The 22455-nt window shown below is 37.5% G+C and carries 10 protein-coding genes, 6 pseudogenes and 1 CRISPR repeat array; of the genes and pseudogenes, 6 read left to right on the top strand and 10 right to left on the bottom strand.

What is annotated here, in order from left to right; all coding sequences use genetic code 11:
* Window positions 1–274 precede the first annotated feature (274 nt).
* Both NSS70_RS08655 and NSS70_RS08650 read left to right on the top strand, forming a co-directional pair.
* The gene (locus NSS70_RS08655) at window positions 275–1906 is read left to right on the top strand and encodes a polymorphic toxin type 47 domain-containing protein (RefSeq protein WP_340881308.1); all 1632 of its coding nucleotides are present in this window, start codon (window positions 275–277) and stop codon (window positions 1904–1906) included.
* 14 nt (window positions 1907–1920) lie between these two features.
* Complete coding sequence (locus NSS70_RS08650; protein ID WP_258561023.1) at window positions 1921–2361, top strand: DUF6756 family protein; 441 nt, start codon at window positions 1921–1923, stop codon at window positions 2359–2361.
* A 180-nt stretch (window positions 2362–2541) separates the two neighbouring features.
* On the opposite strand, the pseudogene NSS70_RS08645 reads toward NSS70_RS08650, so the two are convergent.
* The 3 genes and pseudogenes from NSS70_RS08645 to NSS70_RS08635 all read right to left on the bottom strand — a co-directional run.
* Window positions 2542–3790: pseudogene (locus tag NSS70_RS08645) on the bottom strand (IS3 family transposase); the annotation flags it as partial.
* A gap of 169 nt (window positions 3791–3959) precedes the next feature.
* Complete coding sequence (locus NSS70_RS08640; RefSeq protein ID WP_340881306.1) at window positions 3960–4466, bottom strand: DUF4411 family protein; 507 nt, start codon at window positions 4464–4466, stop codon at window positions 3960–3962.
* Complete coding sequence (locus NSS70_RS08635) at window positions 4463–5614, bottom strand: ImmA/IrrE family metallo-endopeptidase (protein WP_340881305.1); 1152 nt, start codon at window positions 5612–5614, stop codon at window positions 4463–4465. The genes NSS70_RS08640 and NSS70_RS08635 overlap by 4 nt, the downstream gene beginning before the upstream one ends.
* 189 nt (window positions 5615–5803) lie before the next feature.
* On the opposite strand from NSS70_RS08635, the pseudogene NSS70_RS20855 reads away from it, so the two are divergent.
* Window positions 5804–6645, top strand: a pseudogene (locus tag NSS70_RS20855) (transposase).
* Here the strand turns inward: NSS70_RS20855 and NSS70_RS08625 are convergent.
* The 6 genes and pseudogenes from NSS70_RS08625 to NSS70_RS08600 form a co-directional block, all read right to left on the bottom strand.
* Window positions 6637–8235, bottom strand: coding sequence for an endonuclease NucS domain-containing protein (locus NSS70_RS08625; protein WP_340882491.1), 1599 nt, complete (start codon window positions 8233–8235; stop codon window positions 6637–6639). The pseudogene NSS70_RS20855 and the gene NSS70_RS08625 overlap by 9 nt on opposite strands.
* A gap of 282 nt (window positions 8236–8517) precedes the next feature.
* Window positions 8518–9676 (bottom strand): annotated as a pseudogene (locus NSS70_RS08620) (transposase); the annotation flags it as partial.
* A gap of 652 nt (window positions 9677–10328) precedes the next feature.
* Window positions 10329–11165 (bottom strand): annotated as a pseudogene (locus NSS70_RS08615) (IS3 family transposase); the annotation flags it as partial.
* An 803-nt stretch (window positions 11166–11968) separates the two neighbouring features.
* On the bottom strand, window positions 11969–13834 hold the full coding sequence (locus NSS70_RS08610) for a PTS fructose transporter subunit IIABC (protein ID WP_311067195.1): 1866 nt from the start codon (window positions 13832–13834) through the stop codon (window positions 11969–11971).
* A 13-nt stretch (window positions 13835–13847) separates the two neighbouring features.
* Entirely contained in the window at window positions 13848–14762 is a 915-nt protein-coding gene (gene pfkB, locus NSS70_RS08605; RefSeq protein WP_066248995.1) for a 1-phosphofructokinase, read from the bottom strand.
* Between the two features lie 2 nt (window positions 14763–14764).
* Window positions 14765–15514 (bottom strand): DeoR/GlpR family DNA-binding transcription regulator, encoded by a 750-nt coding sequence (locus NSS70_RS08600; protein WP_094245600.1) that lies wholly within the window; start codon window positions 15512–15514, stop codon window positions 14765–14767.
* Between the two features lie 436 nt (window positions 15515–15950).
* A CRISPR array of direct repeats spans window positions 15951–17241; the repeat unit is 30 nt; unit sequence GTTTCAATTCCTCATAGTTAAGATAAAAAC.
* A 531-nt stretch (window positions 17242–17772) separates the two neighbouring features.
* Here NSS70_RS08600 and NSS70_RS08595 point away from each other — a divergent pair.
* Window positions 17773–19356, top strand: coding sequence for an AHH domain-containing protein (locus NSS70_RS08595; RefSeq protein WP_340881303.1), 1584 nt, complete (start codon window positions 17773–17775; stop codon window positions 19354–19356).
* On the top strand, window positions 19356–19916 hold the full coding sequence (locus NSS70_RS08590) for an imm11 family protein (RefSeq protein ID WP_340881301.1): 561 nt from the start codon (window positions 19356–19358) through the stop codon (window positions 19914–19916). Before NSS70_RS08595 ends, NSS70_RS08590 begins: the two co-directional genes overlap by 1 nt.
* 195 nt (window positions 19917–20111) lie before the next feature.
* On the opposite strand, the pseudogene NSS70_RS08585 reads toward NSS70_RS08590, so the two are convergent.
* Window positions 20112–21188: pseudogene (locus tag NSS70_RS08585) on the bottom strand (IS3 family transposase).
* Window positions 21189–21588: 400 nt separating this feature from the next.
* Here NSS70_RS08585 and NSS70_RS20850 point away from each other — a divergent pair.
* Window positions 21589–21969 (top strand): annotated as a pseudogene (locus NSS70_RS20850) (hypothetical protein).
* Window positions 21970–22455: the final 486 nt, after the last annotated feature.

The following is a 22455-nucleotide window of genomic DNA, read 5'->3' as shown; positions in this document are numbered from 1 at the left end:
GTTTTAATAAAGTAAACATCCGGCTCATTCCCTTTCTCATTCAATTGAAGGAAGAGTGAGACCATATTTAACGTTTCATTCTGGAAAAATTGGTTTAGGTCTATTCGATCGGTTCCTACGATCTAAAATAAGAACATGATCTGAAAAATGATTGGTAGTTTTTACTTAAAATTCCCTTTTTTTCTTCCTGTTTACCAAAAGTTACATATTTTCTCTTATAATGAAACAGAAAGCTGTTCCACATGTTGGAATCCATTTCGTTTCAATCGGAGGCATGAAGGCAGTGAATGTCAAGTATATCCCTTCTGAATGGGAAAAGACGAAGAAAGGTATTGGCGATCTGGTCGGTCTCGGTGTATGGGGCAAAGGTATGATTGATAAATTAAAAGATCTAAACGATCTTCTCGAAGACGTTCAAGCAGACATCGCCAAATATGACACAGATGGTGTCATCTCTTTCACCCACACAGACCGAAAAAAACAATATCAACAATTATTTGAAGATTATCTCGTCTTGCACCGCTTTAGCAGCCGTGTCGGAGAGATTGTTGACCGCACCATCGATGATCCGTTTTATCAAGAGATCGATGCTTTTGTGGAAGCGATGCGCAACTTATCTATATCAAAGATCAAAACGAAAAACCACATTGGCGCCAAAAAAACAGTTGTCGCTCCCGGAGCATACGGCACACAACAAACAATCGACGTGCCGAAAGCGGAAGTTGGACTAGAAGATCTGTTCAGCGAAAGGAACTACTATGCCAGACTGATGGAACAGGAATACGCTTCATGGAAAGAACTGAACCCTAAAGCAAATTTTTCGAAACAAGAATATATACAAACAGCATTGAATTCCCGGGCTTTTCAGTATGAATCGATCAAAGATGAGCAGATGAACAAAGAATTTTGGGGGCAAATAACAGCACTTGCTGTCATAGTAGGCACTTCCTTCATTTGTCCGCCAGCAGGGATGGCATTAGGGGCAGCTTATGGTACACTGGAATTAAGTTCAGCCGTTTCCGGAAAAGACTGGATTTCAGGGAGAGAGTTGAAAACAGACGAACGAGTATTTCGTGGTGTCCTTTCTCCACTGGATATCGTCCCTGGCGTAAAGGGGCTTTCAACATTCAGCAGTGCCGCCCGTTTCTCCCATCTAAGAGAAGCCAGTGATCTAAAATTATTAGCGACGAAAACGGGCTTGCAGTCCAAATCATTTGTCCGGGATATGGTGGTTCGTGCAGAAAAAGGCATATTCCCCCGCATCGGAAGTGCCAAAGCATGGACAAAAGAAATCCCGCACCATTTGAAAAACAAAAGCGCAAACAGTGCACTGAAAACCGCCCGGTTCGTAGACAACGCCCTGACCAATCTGAAAAATACAATCCCTGACCGGCAAATGGGATTGGCCATGGAAGGGGTTGGGAACGTTAAAGTTCCGCCCAAAAACACCTATGGATTGGAGAATAAAGTTCGAGCTTATCTGAGTGAGAAGACGGGGTTAAATCTAGGCGAAGGTAAAGCAGGCAACGATGGCGTTGAACTTAGCACTAAGGGTGCAGATAACACTGAGTTAGGTAAAATAACAGGATATAAATTTAAAGAAGATGTTGATTTAGATTTTAGGGGAACAGGAAAGACATATAGAGACGCATTAAATGAAGCTTTTATTAGGACAGGTGTACCGAGAACAGAATTTACTGTGACTAAATGGGGAAGAGATGCTAATGGTAAATCATTCCCAGTAGAGTGGAGAGCTAAAAATGGTGCAGAAGTCAATATTGATATTGGACATACAAAAAATGGTCCAGATGTTCCGCACATTGGTTATCAAACTGGGGGGAAAAGAGGTGGAGGAGGAGCCATACGTGGGCATATACTGGTAGACGATGTACCTGCAAATAGATAAATGGAGGAATGTATATGTTGTGGAATATTGAGGAACAGATTATGTCTGCTGCTGCTTCTATGAACATCAATGTAACCAAAATATCAGAACATGATACAGAATTAAGATTTCAACAACTTTCCAGAAAATACGCTAACGGTACTAAATTATTTCCGTTGTGGGAGCATCTAGATAACGATATAGCTGTACAACATCCAGAAGCTTGGAAATGGATTGCTGAATATATTGGAAATTCTCAAGCTATTTTGATGTTTAACCCATCCGATGAAAAATCGTCTTATGAAGTAGAGGGGGGAGAAAATCTAGTAAAACTACTGTCAGAAATGTTTAATGTTGAGTTCTATGTTACTAATAAGAACAATGAATATTTATTATGTTTTAACCATCATGATGTACTAATTGCATGTGGAGATGCAACCGAATGGATAAAAAAATACGAGAATATTCAAGATTGAATAAAATCTTCACTACTAACTATCTATCTCGATGAGTTGTTTAAATTGTATAACCTTGATTGGCTTTATGCTTTTCAAGGTTCTTTTTATTATTAATGGTTTCGCTCTTAAAATAACTGAACATTAATTTCAGAGTTTATGATGGTTATACCTACATGGAGTTTGGCTGATATGCTAATTCTCTAATTCTTGTTTAAAATGCTCCATGCTCTCAAATTCCTTAAGGTACAGTAATTCAGACTTTAATAAGCCAAAGAAATTCTCCATGACCGCATTATCTAAGCAATTTCCTTTACGCGACATGCTTGGGGCAATCCCTCGTTCTTTTAATGTGTGTTGATACTTTTTCATTTGATTATGCCAACCTTGATCGGAATGGAGGATGGGGGCGTCTCCTTCTTTTAAACAGTCAAAAGCTTTGTCCAACATTCTGGAAACAAGCGAATAAACAGGCCGACTTTCTATGTTGTAAGCGATAATTTCTCCGTTGTATAAATCTAGAATTGGGGATAAATATAGCTTCTCCCCATGCAAATGGAATTCTGTCACATCTGTCACCCATTTCTCATTTGGTTTCGATGCGTGGAAGTCACGCTCCAAAATATTAGGCGCAATGTTCCCTACTTGCCAACGATAGGAGCGATACTTTTTCATGCGGACAAGACATTTTAATCCCATTTCATTCATTAGGCGCTGGACTGTTTTATGATTGATTTTTAACCCTCGATTACGTAATTCTTGTGATACGACGGTATCCATACCTTCCTTGATGTTTCTCAAAAATTTCCTTAATCCATTCCTTAATTTCCTTATATTTATCTGGACGATTCATTTGTTTGATCCAGTAATAATACGTACTGCGCGCAATGCCAGCGACCTTTACTAGATCGGTGACTTTAAATTCATGCCTTAATTCAAAGATGATTTTCGCTTTATCTTGTTCTGTAATTTTTCCTTTTCTTGAATGAAGGCATGTAACTTTTTAAGTAAGCATTCTCCATACGTAAACGCTCATTTTCAGCTAATAATGCTTCTTGTGACCCTCCCTACTTGTTGAGATTTCTTTGTTTCTTTTTTCATGGATGGACGCTCCTTTTTCTTTGGTTGAAGAGCGTCCATCCCTTGTGTTTCGAATAAATACCTCCAATTCCACACCGTACTGGAGGAAGGGATGTTAAATCGGGCAGAGATTTCTCCGATAGACGCTCCTGTTTCGTTCATATAGTTGATTCCGTCCATTTTAAACTCCATTGAGTAATTTGTATCCATTTTTTAAAATGCTTCTGATCCATGTTCTCTGTACTTAGTCACCCATTTTTAACATCGATACACTTACATGATACTTTTGTGCGGTTACCTTAAAGGAATCTACCCCTTCAAGATAAGCCCTAACTGCAGCTAATTTAGTTTCTAAACTGTATTTAGTCATATAAAAACTGCACCTCAATGGTTAGTTGTGTCTAACAATTGGGGTGCAGTTCATTACAGGCTCTCTTTTTCTGATATTCTAATAATCTTCGATCTACTTCAGGATGTGCCAGACACCGTGCTCAGGGGAATTAATTTTATTTTTAGACTAACTTGTGAATTCTGACATTTTAACCAAGTTTTATATTCAATCTACGCAACATTTCAAATGTATTCACGTACTGTACATTAAATTCACGACAGACATTCGGGATAGGGATTCTTTTTTTTATATCGGCATTAAATTGTTCATGTGTAACTACTATAAAATTATATGTCTTTGCGAAAGCTACCAGCCAGCTATCCGCTACACTGGCGAAGTCATTTTTCGCAATGTCAAGATATTGGTTTTGATTAACTGCCCAAGTAATAATTTTCCGATATGTGTAAATAACTTCCTCTTTATCTGTCGGTTCAAACCATTGAGCAAAGTTATTATTTATCCACTTGCTCAATTCATCGTCTTTATGAAAATTATTGATTTCTTGTTTAACACGATCGATACTTATTATGTTACCGCTTTTGGCATGTTCAAACAGGGCATTCCAAAAGGAAGGAGCTATGTCAAAAGAATAATACCTGTTATAGGCCTCAATAAAGACATTGGCATCCAGTACAAATTTGTTGTTAGAGCTCATAACTTTCTCCCAGAATCTAAATATTCTGCGAACTTAGAAAAAGTTTTGCCATAAAGCCCAGTCAGTTGATAGGCTTCACGGTAGAGAATTGTTCCTTCCTTTGTAGCCCTTATTACAGCTTCTGCAAAACGGTGGCCGATACGTAAATGTTGAGTTGCGTAAAAGTTGCCCCCGCTAGTATCTTGATTTTCTTGGTAACGTCTTTCTATATAACAGGCTTGATAGAATTTAAAAAACTCATCTTTAGTAATTAGTTTCAAATCTAGCGCTCTACGGGCTGCAACAATTTCACTTACTTTGAAATTGCGAGCAATTTGTTTAAAACAATCTTCATATCTGCTTACTTGTTGCCACATATGGAGCAACTCATCTTCGGGTACGAGAAACTCTGCAGCCGCTTTGTTACATACATGCTCGATTTTAATGTCAGCAGGCTGAAGATTAGTTAAATCAAATGCTGCGCTTGCTCCATACCAAATATGAGCGAGTTCGTGCGCCAATGTAAACATTTGTGCAGCTTTGCCATCTGCTCCATTCACAAATATTAAAGGTGCATAATCATCAATAAGCACAAAACCACGAAATTCATCGACATCCAATTTCCTATGCGTATTATTACCGACAACTCCATTGATCACTACAATAATTCCAATGTCTTCAATTTTTTTTATTAAGTTGCGTAAAGCTTCTTGCCAAGTTCCTTGCTTTGATGCCCAACCGTCTTTTAAACCTAACGTTCTTCTGATATCTTGAGCAACCAACTTAGGATCGTCTGATAAGTCTGCAGAACCTACATAATTTAAAGGTTCGTTTCCCAGTTGAATTAAATAATCACGCATCCATTGTTGACGCCTCTCCATAGTTTGAACGGTTTCTAAGAGATTGGGGCTGGGTTGAGTAGCAAATTCATTTTTAATAGTGCGATAGTGGGGAATAGTCAATTTCTCCTCTGGTGGATTAGGAAGAAAGAAATAACCAAGAGGTATAGCAGTTGCTTTTGCGAATTTCTCTAGCTGCTTAAGAGTTGGTTGGCTTTCATTATTTATCCATTCATTAAGCTTTGGGAATTTGCTCTTAAGCATGTCAAAATTACCAGTACGTTTTACTGCCCATTGTAGGACATTTGGTTTTACCTCAACCCTAGCCATGATGTTACCCTCCTCCTAGATATAGTATGCCACAAATTAAGTAAAGGAAAAAGAGATGTCTGTTAGATTCATTAAAAAAACAAATAGATGGTGTTGCAAAACGCATAATCCATGCATAAAGGATGTGAAAAATCCACCTTCTTGGAAATTATATACAGTGACTAAAAAATCCAAGGGGTGGATATGAGTATAATTTCCAATTTTGTAGAAGAACATGCATGGATGGATGAAATCGTTCCTCTTTTAGAAGCGTTATTTTAATACATCGATCGACTTTCTTTTCTGGAAACACCGTACGTGACAGGAAGACCACCGATATCTAAATAAGCCTTGCTTAAATAAACGTACTTTGCGATCGACTCTCTAATCCTCGGTCGGTTTGGCTATTTTCGACGGAATTGTGGGCTTTCAGAGGTTCCACATCTGTCGACTTTTTCACGAGCCAGTAAATGGTTCAAGAACAAGGATTTTCCGATTTACACGCTCAATTTTTCAATGATCTAGGGGGGCAAAAATGAAAAGTTGTGATCATTGACAGCACATCCCTACATGTGATTCTCAAGCCAAATGGGGGAAGTCTAGCCTATATCGCTAGTTTAAAGGGTATAAACTTCATCTTTGTACCACGACGGAAAGGAACATTCTTATCACATATCTTGTTGACATCCAATCACCATGATACGATCGTGTCACCGAATTTACTCTCATCGCTACAAGGACGGGGCATCCTATTCGCACTTGGCGATGCAGCCTATGACAGTGAAAACATCCATGAAGCAACAGAAGAAATAGACATCTTTTTCGTTTCTCTGATGAATCTTCGAAACGGTACCGAACGAAAAGATGCTTACGGTCACGTGATTCCTGACTTCTTGAAAACCAGATTGGTGAAATGGTTGTTCGGCCTTCGTAACACCATCGAACGAGTATTTAACCAGTTATTAGAACAACCACGTTGGTACCGGTTTCGTCGCTATCAACTGCATGTACAATTATTCATAATCATGCATAACGTCGAGTTTTTACTCTAGTTTTGCAACACCATCAAAGTATAAAGGATAAGTAGTTGTAGTGTCGAAAAATTCTTTTAAATCCATAATGAACTTATAATTTTCGTTATAAAAATCAAACATATCTTTAGTTCTTGATAATGCTGGGGTTGATTTGTATATGCTCTTTTTATTTCCTTCTATTTTAATGGAATTGGTCACAAACTCTAAACCCAAATCTTGCATTATTAATGGATTAAGAGACTCAATTGAATGTATTGTCATGGCCATTAATATGTTTACTTTATTATTATAAAAATGTTTATTTACAATATCTTTAAGACTAGCTTTTTTTCCATTCCATCTAATCTCTCCTATGTATATCAAGGTGTAAGGTACATCGCCTCCCATAAAATCAACAATTATTTCGAAACATGGTAAAGTTTTACCTTCTGTATAAATTGAAGTATAAAGCGCTTCCAAGATATTATTTGGGTTATATATATACAAGCTAATTAAAGCATCGCTGTTTTCATGAGCATCTAATATATTTTTAATATCATTTTGCCAAGTATCGTTAAATTTTAGGAAATCTTTCACACTTCCCCTTATTTCTTTAAACTTTGCTTTAAATTTAGTTGCACATATATCATGGAATAGAAGGCTGTTACCTCCACTAAGTCCCATCGTTTCTAATATAATCTGCTTGTCTTCTAATCTAATATCTTCTTTTAGGAATCCGAATCTTAATATTTCTAAAATACTCCAGTCTTTTATTGAACCCGTAAGTGCTTCTGGACTACCAGATTCCAAAAAAAAGTATCCTAGTGTTAGATTTTTTTCCTCTTCATATATTTTTTTATTAATATATGTATATAGAGCTTGTTCTAAATAATATACTTCACTATCAATACCATTGTATTTATCATTTTCAATATATTCTTCAAATTCTTCAATAATATGATAATCTTCATCGTTTCTACTTATATTTGATAAAATTTCCCTGTATTGTTCCTTTGTATAACACATAGGTACAAAATATAGTGCAAAGGGATTTGGGTATTTATTTCTTTTAACTGTTTCCATATGTATTAATATATAATTTTCAAAACCTATACTCTTTGTAGCTTTTTTAATTATTTCAGTTAGTGCATTTACAGTTTTTTTGTCCTCACAATAGAAACAATAATGAAATAGTGAAAACTTTCTTTGGGCTGGATTAGCTATGGGTGCAACTTTAGTTTTTGAAATTGGATTATAGTTATCATCTATTTCTATCTGATATCCTTCAATAAAATAAGAAGTTTGACTTAATAATTCTGAAAATGGAATTATTAACTCATCCCAGTGAGTCGATATAATTATTACACGTATTTCACTTTCCTTAACTTTGAATTTTCGCTTTAATAGTCCCACATACTTCATTATTTCGTGAATCGCCTGTCGAGAGGCTTGATTTGACCTTTTTAATTCAATTATAACAAAACGGTTGTAGCTATCTTTTGCAAGTATGTCAATAAATCCTTTCGTTCCATAAAAGTTTTCTAGCATATACTCTTTCTCAATTAACTCTAACCCCCTTTCAATAAAGGCTAGATTTGCAGCTAATTGGTCTCTTATTTTATCTTCCACTTTTCTCAAGAAAATCACCTCTAAACTAATTAAATTCATCAATAATTATCTTTAATGCGATAAATTGTAACCGTCAAGTAAAACTGGTTTTTACGCCATCTTGGTGATAGGTGATTACTAATTGAGCATTTTGCAAAATTAGATTTTTATTAAAAAGAGTTTTAAAAGAAACTCAAATAAATTGGGGTATTTTGTATCTTTGGTTTACAAATATTCTTTTTGTCCTTTTTTGGGCATACTTGCAGAATTTTTCGCTTTAAAAATTTTTAAATCGGTTAGTTGCTTTTTACTCTCTTTTGCCATTGCGAGAGCTGAAACCAGTAATACGATGGCGTTCAAGTAAATATGAGTTTTTATTTTATCGATTCCCCACACATGCAGGGAGTTCGCTGTAAGATAACTTTTCATTCTTGAATTGCACCGTTCTACACTGGTTCGCTCATTGTAATTCTTTCCAACGTTTGGAATCGCGGTGTGGATACGTTAATTTTTACTACCATTCCATAGTTGGAGGATGAACAGGCTGCCATTCCTAATGGGCAATCCACTTTTCTAGTTGCGTGTGGACATCTGAATTTGAGCTGGTCTTTTATTGGCTCCTCAATAAGTCATTTCGTACCCCATAGAACAGCGTGGGGTTCCATTGGAGGCAATTTCTTCGGGAATCATTTTCATTACGCAAATTGAGTGGAATAATAGCTTGAGAACCGATGTTCTTGGCCGATTCGTAGTTTTTAAGCTGGTCGTACCCACCATCCATTATCAGGAAATTAATTTTAGAGTTTGTACAACTCTTTACTTGTTCAATTAATTGTGGTGCGACATCCTCATCGTTGATATGAGCAGGGGTTACTTCAATCACCATTGGTAATTCACTTTTGGTGTCAACGGAAAGATGCATCTTATAGCCAAACCAAGTCATTTTATTACCGAAGGAATCAAACTTTGCCCCCCAATTGGCGTTGCCTGTTTGTTCACTTCGCTTCTTAGGCTGCTTCTTTTCGTAAGCATCAATGGCGGCACTGTCGATAGCCTGATGTTTTCCATCAATTACTCCTTCCTCTTGAGCTAACTGGACGAGATCTTGAAAGATTCTTTTCACGAGTCCAGTTTTGGTTAGTGAAGAAAATACTCGGCTAAGAGTAGAGATGGATGGTGCAGGCCTGCTAATATCTAAACCACATTGGTAACGAAAACGCAGGTCATTTTTCAATCGATTGTGAAGAGAAGTAAAAGTATCAATACCTTCTAATGGGGCAGCGATAAGAGCCCTTAATATCCCTTCTTTGGAATGTCCTTCAGCCCCTTGGGGTGAAGAACTTTTCAATTGTTTAGCATAAGGACGCAAATCTAGAGCACTAAAAAAGATCGGTAATTTCTCTTTTGACTCTAAAATTTGCAATTCTTCAAAGGAAAATAGACTTTCTTGTAGAATATACAAAGTGACTTCCTCCTTGTGGATTTTTGTGGTTTGGTCACTTCAAAATTCTACAAATAAGGGGTGAAGTCCTTTTTTATGCTTTAGAAAACCTTATGGCTCTTGGGTTGAAAAATGTGCAAAATGCTCAATTTATCAAACATAACTATCACCTATCAAAACTAATTTTTCAAATAGAATATGAAAGCCGTTTGATTAATTCTGGATTCCACTTTTTAGGCTGCTTGGTCCTCAACTTTCTTAAAATAATAATCCATAGAACCAATTCTTCATGATTAATGAGTCTGTTCAATTGCAAAAAATTATCCTCTGTTTCTTAGAGTCTTCTACCGATTCCAGATTTTGTTGAAGATAAACCTTGTTTTTAGAAATTTATCAAGTCTCTTATCCAGAAGATGTTTTTTGCAAAATAAAAGTGCAGAGAATTGCAAAATCCTTATGCAGTGATATGCAATGGGGCTTTACATGGAAGAGGAGCCATGATAACCTTTTTTGGTTTTGCCAAAACTGTTGAAGCTGGCGCTTGGCTAAAGAATCATGGCTACAGAGGCTCCATGTCAAGCCCTTGATGGATAGATCACATATATGTATATTTATTCAAAATTTTGATAAAGGTATACTGCAACACTCTGTTTTTTTTTTCTTGCAGAAAACACCCTCGATCAGAGTGATGGAGGATAGAACCTTGTGGTTGTTGACGCTGATAGGCTTGTTTTAAAGCACTCAATACTAGCTCCTTTTTCATTGAACAGTCTATATGCCAGCCGACTATTCATAATACTAGCTAGATAAAGCCAACCTTCATCCGTTGGAATGTATGTGATATCAGCTACCCATACTTCATTTGGTTTCGTAACAGTAAAATGTTGGTTTAAGACATTTTCGTGGACCGGATGGTTATGTTTTGAGTTAGTGGTAGCCTTATGCTTTTTCACGGTACGAGACTTCATTCCCTCTTTGTTCATTATGCGGGAAACCGTCTTCTGTGAAACCTTAATGCCTTCATGATTAAGCTTTTTGGCAACCTTTGGACTCCCATACAGTTGGCGAGATTCGATATACACACGACGCACTTCCTGCGTCAATTCTTCTCGACGCTCTTGTCTAGCACTTTTGGGACGATCACGCCATTTATAATAACCGCTTCGAGAAACTTTCAATACTTCGCACATCTTCTCCAATCGGTAATCGAAGCGATGTTCATGGATAAATGAATATTTTACCGATGGTCTTTCGCGAAGAAGTGCATCGCCTTTTTTAAGATGGAGTTTTCCTCCTCCAGATCCCGAATACGTTTCTTCAGTTCACGAACATCGTGGTCTTCAGATCGAAAAGTTTGGGTTTTTGATATTTCAGGTTCTTGCTTATATTTTTTCACCCAGCCGTGAAGAGTATTTTCGTTTATTTTGAGCTCACGGGCAACTTGTGCAACGGATTCGCTTCCTCCAAAATATAACGAACAGCTTAAAGTCTTCCTCGTACCGCCTTTGATTTTTTGTCATGTAGACACCTCACTTTTCAGTCTATTATTAATAATCTGTGTCTACTTTTTAGTCTAACATCATTCTTCATAATTTAAGATGAAAACTATTCCTCATAGTAATTAAGATAAAAACGCGGTAACTTACCTTCTTTTGTTGCCGTCCAAAGTTCGTGTTTCAATTCCTCATAGTTAAGATAAAAACTTATCCGGGGTGGATGGATGATAGCCGATTGGATTGGTGTTTCAATTCCTCATAGTTAAGATAAAAACTTCATCGATCATTGATGAGGACATTTTCAAGCTTTGTTTCAATTCCTCATAGTTAAGATAAAAACCCGAATCGCTCGGACTGGGCATATGCCAGTGTGTCAACCAGTTTCAATTCCTCATAGTTAAGATAAAAAACCAAAAAACGTTGTTAAATAAGCAATTCATTTTTAATGCTTGACTGGTTATTTTTATTTTAACGAAAAGGGGAATTTTTATCAAATCTTTGATTTGCGTAGGCTCAATGAAGATTTAAAAGTGTCGTCGATTTCCAGGGATTTTTGCACGTTTGGGGGTCGACGACAACAGTTCTATTACTCAGTAAGTAAATGACATGGGGCATCTAAAGCTTTTACAAGTTTCGTCCACTATTTCTAGTTTACAAAGAGTCTATTCCGAGGGTAAGTCGTAAAACAATATCTCCCTTGCCAACAAGCATTTTTCTAAAAATATCGTCACACCTTTTCAGTTCATACCGCAAACATAAAAGGGTTCAGACCCTAGATCCGAACCCTTAAAAGAAATTTGCTGCTCGTATTAGTCTTTTATTCTTTTACTTCTTTCTTTAAGAAACCGACCATAAGAGCTGTTACAAATGAACCAATTAAAATAGCAAGTACATATAACCATGGACTGCCGCTTATAAACGGGATGACAAATATGCCTCCGTGCGGTGCTGACAAACCAATTCCAAATACCATCGTTAACGCACCGGCAATTGCGGAACCTACGATAATCGATGGAATTACACGTCCTGGATCAGCTGAGGCAAAAGGAATGGCTCCTTCTGTTATAAAGGTTGCCCCCATAATATAGCACGTTTTTCCTGCTTCTCGTTCTGCTTTTGTAAACTTCTTTTTAAACAAAGTTGTTGCAATGGCTAGTCCTAATGGAGGAACCATACCGCCAGCCATAATCGCAGCATGCGGGGCGTAGTTTCCTGCATCAATCATCGCTAAACCGAATGTAAAGGCTGCTTTGTTGATCGGACCTCCCATATCTACAGCCATCATTCCCCCTAAAATCAAACCTAAAAGAACTAAGTTCCCAGTTCCTAAGCCTTCCAGCCAAGCTTTCAATCCATCGTTAATCGCTTTAACAGGATCATTCACCACATACATCATAATAAAACCTGTAATTAAAATACCGAATAAAGGATATAGTAAAACTGGCTTAATCCCTTCTAATGATTGCGGCAGAACCTGAAAGATTCGTTTTAAAAGAACGACTAAATATCCGGCTAAGAAACCGGCAATTAATCCGCCAAGAAAACCGGCCTCCCCATTTGCTGCCAAAAATCCTCCGACCATTCCCGGAGCAAATCCCGGACGATCCGCAATACTCATGGCAATAAATCCGGCTAAAACAGGAATCATTAATTTAAAGGCATTTTCCTTGCCAATAGTCATCAATGCTTCAGCAATCGGATGGTAAGATGGATCGTTCGGATCGAACGCTTTAATCCCAAAAATAAATGAAATGGCAATCAAGATACCGCCGCCAACGACAAATGGCAGCATGTTTGAAACCCCATTCATGAGGTGCTTATAAAATCCTTTTCGTTCTCCGCGTTGAAACGCTGAATTTGTTTCTTTTCCCGAAGCTTTGTAAATAGGTGCGTCTTTCTTTAATGCTCGTTCAATCAACTCTTTTGGTTGGCGAATGGCTTGTGCAACAGGGACTTCAATGACATGTTTGCCATCGAAACGGTCCATTTCCACTTGCTTATCTGCAGCCACAATGATTGCGTCTGCCTCTTCGATCTCTTCTGGCGTCAGCTTATTTTTGACACCGCTTGAACCATTCGTTTCAACCTTAATGTCAACGCCTAACTCTTTCGCTTTTGTCTTCAAAGCATCCGCTGCCATATACGTATGAGCAATACCAGTCGGACAAGCGGTAACGGCTAAAATTTTTCCTTTTTTAGAATCGATCTGCTCGCTCTCTTCTTCATTTTCCTTTTCTTTTTCATTGATAATTTCAATGATTTCCTCAGCAGAATTGGCTGATTCAATTTTTTTACGAAACTCTTGATCCATTAACAATGTCGATAAACGGGAAAGTGTTTCTAGATGAGCATTGTGGACGCCTTCACTAGCTGCAATCATGAAAAATAAATGGCTGGGCTTACCATCTAAAGACTCAAAGTCAATGCCTGCTTTTGAACGACCGAATGCGATCGCAGACTGTTTAACTGCATTCGTTTTAGCATGCGGAATCGCTATCCCTTCGCCAATTCCAGTCGTACTTTGAGATTCACGAGCAAGGATGGCCTCCTTAAACGCTTCTTTATCGTGAAGCTTCCCTGCCCTCGCAAGCGTTTCTATTAATTCATTAAGTACTTCCATTTTGGTAGCAGACTGTAAATCTAATATAATCGTCTCTTTCGTTAATAAATCCGTGATTTTCATTATACAATCCTCCTTACCGATAAATTTCCAAGCGAATATTTGGAAGAAGCTGTTCCACACTTTCCTTTGTACATAAATCTTCTGAAAATGCTGTTGCACTTCCGGCACTGACGCCGTGTTGGAATGCTTTGATCGCGTCATGGTTTTGAATATAGGAGGCTAAGAAACCGGCAACAGTTGAATCCCCAGCTCCTACTGTATTTTTCACGTTACCTTTTGGGACTTTGGCCAATACGGTATGATCAGCATTAATCAATACTGCTCCGTTTCCTCCCATGGTAACGATTACATTCCTTGCTCCTTCATTTTGCAGCTTCTTTCCGTACTTTATTGCATCTTCTACCGTCTCAATGTTTACATGAAACAACTCTCCTAATTCGTGATGGTTCGGTTTTATTAAAAAAGGTCCCATAGGTATCAACCGTTTTAGACTCGGTCCTGATGTATCAACGACAAACGGTATTTCCCTTTCCTGACAAATCGATGCTATCGTCTCGTAAAAATTTTCAGGAACTGTTGGAGGCAAACTGCCAGCAAGCACTAAAACATCATCTTTATTTAAAGAAGAAATTTTTGATAATAGCTTTTCCTGCTTTTCTTTTGAGATGGCAGGTCCATTCCCGTTAATTTCCGTTTCTTGATCTCCTTTCAGCTTTATATTGATCCGGGTAGGCTCTTCCACCTCAGTGAAATCGATGGCAATATTTTCACTAATTAATGCATTCTTAAGAAAGTCTCCTGTAAAACCGCCTGCATACCCTAATACAACACTATCGATACCAAGGCGTTTCAATACGCGGGACACATTGATCCCTTTTCCTCCCGGGAAGTAAAGTGTTTCTTCCGCTCGGTTCAATTCTCCTATTTTTAAGTGATTAATACGGACGTGATAATCAATCGATGGATTTAAGGTAACCGTATAAATCATGATTATTTCACAACCTTTACTGCGGTTTTGGCTGAAAATTCTTCTAAGATTTCTTGATCAATTTCATCTGTAATAATGACGGCATCATTTAAATCTGTAATTTTTGAAAAGGTAAATTCATTAAATTTTGTATGATCAGCCAGAACAAATGACTTTTGTGAGAGATTCATTGCGAGGCTTTTCACAGCCGCTTCTTCTGGATCAGGAGTTGTATAACCAAACTCAAGGTGGATGCCGTTAACACCCATAAAGGCCTTATCAAAACGATACGATTGCAGCCCCTCTTGAGCCCCCTTACCGATGAGAGCTCTTGTGGTCTTTTTCACATAACCACCCGTTAAATAGGTTTCGATATTTTGTTCAAGCAGTGCTTCCAAATGGGTTAATCCATTTGTTACTACTTTTATTTTTTGAGCAGAAATGTACGGGATCATTTGAAAGGTGGTTGTACCCGCATCCAAATATATACAATCACCATCTTGAATGAGACTCGCTGCATATTGAGCGATCATCCGCTTTTCTTCTAAATTCTTTGTCGATTTTTCGGAGATGCTCAGCTCTTCACTTCTTTGTTGAAATAAGGAAGCTCCGCCATGAACTCTCTTTAACTTTTTTTCTTTTTCTAATTGGCTTAAATCTCTTCGAATCGTAGATTCTGACGAAGAGGTTGCCTCCACCAATTCTTGAATTTTGACGACTCCCTTTTGTTCCAACAGCTCTAAAATGATCCGGTGTCTCTCTGGTGTTAGCAACCTTATCAACTCCCATCTGGATGTTTTCTCTTTCTCTAATTTCATTATAGTGTAAGCACTTTCGAAAATCTATCATTTTTTATCAAAAACATTCAAAAATGATCGTTTTATGACAAAAATCAGTCACAAACGATCATATGACAAGTCCATTTAATCCAAAACGAGAAAAAAAGGAATCTTCTACATCATGTTCGCCAATAAAATAACCCTTTCTCCTACAGACATCTGTCAAGGAGAAAGGGTAGTAAATAAGTTATGAAAAACGTTGCCCTACGTGTTGTGAACCAGTCCGAATGAATGAGATTTAAGTTCTTATAGTTAAGATAAAAACCTAGCCATCAAGATTTACCTCGACGATAGAAAACAAAAGTTTCAATTCCTATAGTTAAGATAAAAACGCGCCGGACATAGCTGAGCACTCTATGAAAATATTAGAGTTTCAATTCCTCATAGTTAAGATAAAAACGAAACCAATTTGAATTATCTGTTTCATTATTTACATGGTTTCAATTCCTCATAGTTAAGATAAAAACTCATTATGCAGAGTGGAGTTATGATGATCCACAAATGTTTCAATTCCTCATAGTTAAGATAAAAACGTATTGTGTTAAAGCGACGATCGCATCAATGGCTTGGTTTCAATTCCTCATAGTTAAGATAAAAACCGTTGCGGCGGGAATAGAAGGAAAATTGAACAGCAGGTTTCAATTCCTCATAGTTAAGATAAAAACCTAACTGCCCGTTGACCCACTCAGCATCTGCCTTCAACGGTTTCAATTCCTCATAGTTAAGATAAAAACGGAACAGGAAGCGCATGTAAATTTGTTTCTGTCTCGTTTCAATTCCTCATAGTTAAGATAAAAACGCTGACTTTCGTTGCAATCTCTTGTTCTGTTTGTGGTTTCAATTCCTCATAGTTAAGATAAAAACAGTTGATGTCACTGTTTATCACCTTTAGTCGTCTTGTTTCAATTCCTCATAGTTAAGATAAAAACTTTGAACCGGTCGTGTCGATGTCGGTCAAAGTCTGTGTTTCAATTCCTCATAGTTAAGATAAAAACCATTCTTTTATTGCGTTCTCATATCGTTCAATCTTGTCGTTTCAATTCCTCATAGTTAAGATAAAAACAACAAGCACCAGCACAGCCCGTGCAACAACCAGCGTTTCAATTCCTCATAGTTAAGATAAAAACAGGTGTCCAGTATGGTTGAGCACGCATACCTCGGGTATGTTTCAATTCCTCATAGTTAAGATAAAAACATTTTTTGCACTAAAACGGATTCCGCGCGATTTCTGTTGTTTCAATTCCTCATAGTTAAGATAAAAACGGAACAGGAAGCGCATGTAAATTTGTTTCTGTCTCGTTTCAATTCCTCATAGTTAAGATAAAAACACGTCGTCATGCTTTCGATTTTGCCCTAGAACGAGCATGTTTCAATTCCTCATAGTTAAGATAAAAACTTCAATTACAAAATCCATATCATCAGCCATGCTGTGTTTCAATTCCTCATAGTTAAGATAAAAACATTTTTTGCACTAAAACGGATTCCGCGCGATTTCTGTTGTTTCAATTCCTCATAGTTAAGATAAAAACGACGATGTGATAAATAGCTTTTGAAGCTGATCCTTTGTTTCAATTCCTCATAGTTAAGATAAAAACATTTTTGATATTTGTCATGCATACTACACATGTTGTGTTTCAATTCCTCATAGTTAAGATAAAAACCCCAAAAAATGTTGTTAAATAAGCATTTCATTTTTAATGCTTGACTGGTTATTTTTATTTTAGCGAAAAGTGGAATTTTTATCAAATCTTTGATTTGCTTGGGCTCAATGGAGATTTAAAAGAGTCGTCGATCCCCGGGGATTTTTGCACGATTGGGGGTCGACGACTCTTTTTTATTTCCGTTTAAAACAGATTTCAAAGTTTGCCTGCCGACAATGAAATCCATGTTGTATCAACCATTTTACCTGATCCATCTGTTTTAATAAAGTAAACATCCGGCTCATTCCCTTCTCATTCAATTGAAGGAAGAGTGAGACCATATTTTTAACGTTTCATTCTGGAAAAATTGGTTTAGGTCTATTCGATCGGTTCCTATGACCTAAAATAAGAACATGATCTGAAAAATGATTGGTAGTTTTTACTTAAAATTCCCTTTTTTTCTTTCTGTTTACCAAAAGTTTCATATTTTCTCTTATAATGAAACAGAAAGCTGTTCCACATGTTGGAATCCATTTCGTTTCAATCGGAGGCATGAAGGCAGTGGATGTCAAGTATATCCCTTCTGAATGGGAAAAGACGAAGAAAGGTATTGGCGATCTGGTCGGTCTCGGTGTATGGGGCAAAGGCATGATTGATAAATTAAAAGATCTAAACGATCTTCTCGAAGACGTTCAAGCAGACATCGCCAAATATGACACAGATGGTGTCATCTCTTTCACCCACACAGACCGAAAAAAACAATATCAACAATTATATGAAGATTATCTCGTCTTGCACCGCTTTAGCAGCCGTGTCGGAGAAATTGTTGACCGCACCATCGATGATCTGTTTTATCAAGAGATCGATGCTTTTGTGGAAGCGATGCACAACTTATCCATATCAAAGATCAAAACGAAAAATCACATTGGTGCCAAAAAAACAGTTGTCGCTTCCGGAGCATACGGCACACAACAAACAATCGACGTGCCGAAAGCGGAAGTTGGACTGGAAGATCTGTTCAGTGGCAGCAACTACTATGCTAAGTTGATAGAACGGGAATACGTTTCATGGAAAGAACTGAACCCTAAAGCAAATTTTTCGAAACAGGAATATATACAGAAAGCATTGAATTCCCAAGCTTTCCAGTATGAATCGATCAAAGACGGGCAGATGAACAAAGAGTTTTGGGGGCAAATAACAGCACTTGCTGTCATAGTAGGCACTTCTTTCATTTGTCCGCCAGCAGGGATGGCATTGGGGGCAGCTTATGGTACACTGGAATTAAGTTCAGCCGTTTCCGGAAAAGACTGGATTTCAGGGAGAGAGTTGAAAACAGACGAACGAGTATTCCGTGGTGTCCTTTCTCCATTGGATATCGTCCCTGGCGTAAAGGGGCTTTTCACATTCAGCAGCGCCGCCCGTTTTTTCCATCTAAGAGAAGCCAGTGATCTAAAATTATTAGCGACGAAAACGGGTTTGCAGTCCAAATCATCTGTCCGGGATATGGTGGTTCGTGCGGAAAAAGGCATATTCCCCCGCATTAGAAATGCTAAAAGCTTGGCAAAAGAAATCCCGCACCATTTGAAAAACAAAAGCGCAAACAGTGCACTGAAAACCGCCCGGTTCGTAGACAACGCCCTGACCAATCTGAAAAATTCAATCCCTGACCGGCAAATGGGATTTGCCATGGAAGGGATTGGGAACGTTAAAGTTCCGGTCGAAAACACCAATGGATTGGAGAATAAAGTTCGAGCTTATCTAAGTGAGAAGACGGGGTTAAATCTAGGCGGAGGTAAAGCAGGCAACGATGGCGTTGAACTTAGCACTAAGGGTACGGGTAAACCTTTACAAAAACATCATTATGCTACTAATAAAAGTAAAAAATATACTCCACAAATAGAGGCTATAACGAAAAAATATGGACTAGATTTGGATGACGTTTGGAATATAGAATTACTACCTCATCAGGGAAGACATCCAAATGCTTATCACGAGTATGTGTTAAGCAATATTAGAACTTTTGATAAAATAGCTAAGGGGGATAAAAGGAAATTTTTAAGATTATTCGAACAATTAAAACAGGAAATTAGAAAGAACCCGGAGATGCTTTATAAAGATTATTGGAGGAAGAAATAATGAGATTTTATAAGTTGCTAATGGATGATAGTGATGATAGAGATGTAGTAGCATACTGTATAGATACAAAGGGATTTGAACAATATGAATTATCGGAAGGTAAGTATATTCATAATTGGAATAGCGAAATCACCTTTTACTTTGACCCTAAAGAAGGAGAAAGATTAACAGATTATTTAGCAAACAATTTAGGGTGGTTTATAGTTTCTGAAAGATTTAAAGCGATTTTAGAGAAAGTAGATGATGGTATACAATATCTGCCTATAAATGTAGTGATTAAAGGTGAAAACAAAATTTTAAAAGGTTTTTCGGTAGCTAACATTTTGAATGTTGTCGATGCATTAAACTTAGAAAATTCAGATTATAGTGTATTTGAACTTGATGGTGAAAGTATATATAGTATAAAAAAATATGCTTTATGTAAGGAGGCGATACAATCAAAGCATATTATTAAACTCAAGGGTGATGAAATTCCAATATTCATATCAGAAGAACTTAGAGAACTAATAAAGAAAAATAATATAACAGGATGTGACTTTTTAGAAGTTAAAGTAATCTAAATATAGGTATTTTATACGGGAATAAGGCTCTGACTCATAAGGGTCAAATGGTATTATGTCAAGAAAATAGACACGTAAAATCGAGAAAAATTTAAAATCCTACTACCGCACTTCGTTTGGTGGCCTCTTGAGAAGGAGAACGGTTTGGTAAACCATTCCTCTTCTCAAGAGGAAAGATGTCCCATATATCGTAACTTATGGTGAGAAACGTTGCTGCTTTTTGCCTTGCCGGATCGGGGACATGTACTCATTAGCGGAATGAATTCGCTCGGCATTATAAAAATACTCAATGTATTCAAAATCCGTTGTTTCGCTTCTTCCCTTGTCGTAAAGGTTTCGTGGAAAATGAGTTCTTTTTTCATGATGCTGTGAAACGATTCGGCACATGCGTTGTCATAACAGTTTCCCTTTCGACTCATGCTCGTCTGTATGCCGTATTGCCTCAACATGGTTTGGTATTCATTCGATGCATGCTGGCCCCCTTGGTCCGAATGGTGAATCAGACCAGGCTGAGGACTTCGCTGATGGATGGACCGATAACTCCTTTGTCATACGCTCAGAAAGATACCAGCCTGCGATTTTACGAGTAAACAAATCCATGATGGAGGCTAAGTACAACCAGCCTTCTTTCGTCCAAATATACGTAATATCCGCCACCCATACTTGATTCGGCTCATCTGCTTCAAACTGCTGATTTAATAAGTTCGGATACACCGGCCAATGATGCTTCGAGTTCGTGGTTGCCTTATATTTTTTCTTTGTTTTTGAACGAATATCACCATCTTTCATGATTCTGGCGACCGTCCTCAACCCCTTGCTTCTGAAGGATTTTTGTGATTTTGGGGCTGCCATACGTTTCTCTTGACTCGATGTGAATCTTTTTGATTTGCTTTTTCAACGCTTCCTGTCTTTTCTTTTGTTGACTTTCTGAGCGTTTGACCCATGTATAATATCCACTTCTTGAAACACCTAGGACTTCGCACATCTTCGCCACACGAAACTCCTTTCTATGCGTATGAATGAATTCATAAATTACTTCTGGTTTTTGGCGAAGATGCTCATGGCCTTTTTTAAGATGGTGTTTTCCTCCTCCAGATCCCGAATGCGCTTTTGAAGTTCACGCTTTTCTTGATCTTCTGGTTTAAGGTTTCCGCTTCCGACAAAACTATGTTCGGCATCTTTTTTATAATCTGCGACCCATTTATGAAGAGTTTTTGGTGAAATATCGAGTTGTCTTGCGATTTGAGCGACCGCCTTTCCTTCCTCGACCACTTATCAAAACGTCTAGCCATTATAGACACTCCCTATGATTGATAGATTTACTGTACATTTCTCTATGTTGCTCTCTTAACTCAAACACTCGTTGTACGGCTTTGGCTTTATCCTCGTCGACTCTTAACTGGACAATAAAATTAAGGTCAAGTAGACTAAACACCAAATTTGGGTATACTGAATTAAGGTACAATTTGAATATAAAGGAGAGACTAGAACAGGATACGTGAAATTTATGGGTAACAACAGAGATGGTAAAACTAAATTTGAGTTTGTAGGTACGAACAATAATAGTGAATTACCACTTATCATACTCAAAGTGGCAAGAAGTTTTGGAAAACTATAAACGGCAAAAACATTCCGATAATCAATTCTGTTGAGTAAGAAGAGGGGGTTAGAGATGGAGTATTTTGCATTAGTTAAAAGATTAGACCCGCATATAGAAGAAGGAAGTCACCTTAGAGGTGGAAGGAATTGAATTTACAGGCTTCTCTTCTGTATGTCCCTATGAAATTGAAGTAGGAAAAAGTTATCCTGTCTCAATCGGTTTTACAATTTTAGATGAGTTAGAGATTAGAGTAATATACGATGAGAAGAAGAATTGGAGCGTATTGGCTCGGGTTACTATATTCGAGGTATTTTAAATAAGGACTCAATAGACGCAGGAATAACGATCCTAGATGAAGATGAGTATTTTGCTGATTATCTAGGTTTAATTGGAAAGTATTTGGAGTTGCAAGTTTTTAAAAAGATCGGATTAACCCCCGAGTTTTGGATATAGTTACTCTTAGTCTATCTTTTTCTTAAAATAGTTTTTTTTGGTGGCCATGCAGATCCAGGTGGAACATTTGCTATAACCTCTCAGGCAGTCAATAGGATACAGACTAAAATTGACTTAGCTTTACTTCCAGAGTGGAAAATACAAAAAACTATAAAGGTGTAATTGAAGTTCCAACAAGAGCTGTATTCGTATAACAGTCAAGTAATAGTGATGTTGTTGATGATCTGTGATTATCCCTGCGACTGCAGAGCATTCGCATACAAGGCAGCTTAGTTAAAAATGGGGTGTTTCGTACACGACTATTTCTTCAGACGGATCTTAGTTAGGATTAAACTCTGTAACTCCTTCACCATAAGCGATGTCGGACGGGTTTCAATTCCTCATAGTTAAGATAAAAACTGATGACGGTACAAAAACGAATGGCGGCAAATAGCAGTTTCAATTCCTTATAGTTAAGATCTAAACCCTAAAATTGCTTGATAAATC

Source organism: Aeribacillus sp. FSL K6-2848 (assembly GCF_038004325.1).
GTDB lineage: Bacteria > Bacillota > Bacilli > Bacillales > Aeribacillaceae > Aeribacillus > Aeribacillus composti.
The sequence above is the reverse complement of the archived record's forward strand: the minus strand, read 5'-3'. Positions and strand labels throughout refer to the sequence as shown.

Excerpts from the sequence above, each read along its gene's own strand:
- NSS70_RS08655 (WP_340881308.1), top strand. The coding sequence starts at position 275 with ATGAAGGCAGTGAATGTCAAGTATATCCCTTCTGAATGGGAAAAGACG.
- NSS70_RS08650 (WP_258561023.1), top strand. The coding sequence starts at position 1,921 with ATGTTGTGGAATATTGAGGAACAGATTATGTCTGCTGCTGCTTCTATG.
- NSS70_RS08640 (WP_340881306.1), bottom strand. The coding sequence starts at position 4,466 with ATGAGCTCTAACAACAAATTTGTACTGGATGCCAATGTCTTTATTGAG.
- NSS70_RS08635 (WP_340881305.1), bottom strand. The coding sequence starts at position 5,614 with ATGGCTAGGGTTGAGGTAAAACCAAATGTCCTACAATGGGCAGTAAAA.
- NSS70_RS08610 (WP_311067195.1), bottom strand. The coding sequence starts at position 13,834 with ATGAAAATCACGGATTTATTAACGAAAGAGACGATTATATTAGATTTA.
- pfkB (WP_066248995.1), bottom strand. The coding sequence starts at position 14,762 with ATGATTTATACGGTTACCTTAAATCCATCGATTGATTATCACGTCCGT.
- NSS70_RS08595 (WP_340881303.1), top strand. The coding sequence starts at position 17,773 with ATGAAGGCAGTGGATGTCAAGTATATCCCTTCTGAATGGGAAAAGACG.
- NSS70_RS08590 (WP_340881301.1), top strand. The coding sequence starts at position 19,356 with ATGAGATTTTATAAGTTGCTAATGGATGATAGTGATGATAGAGATGTA.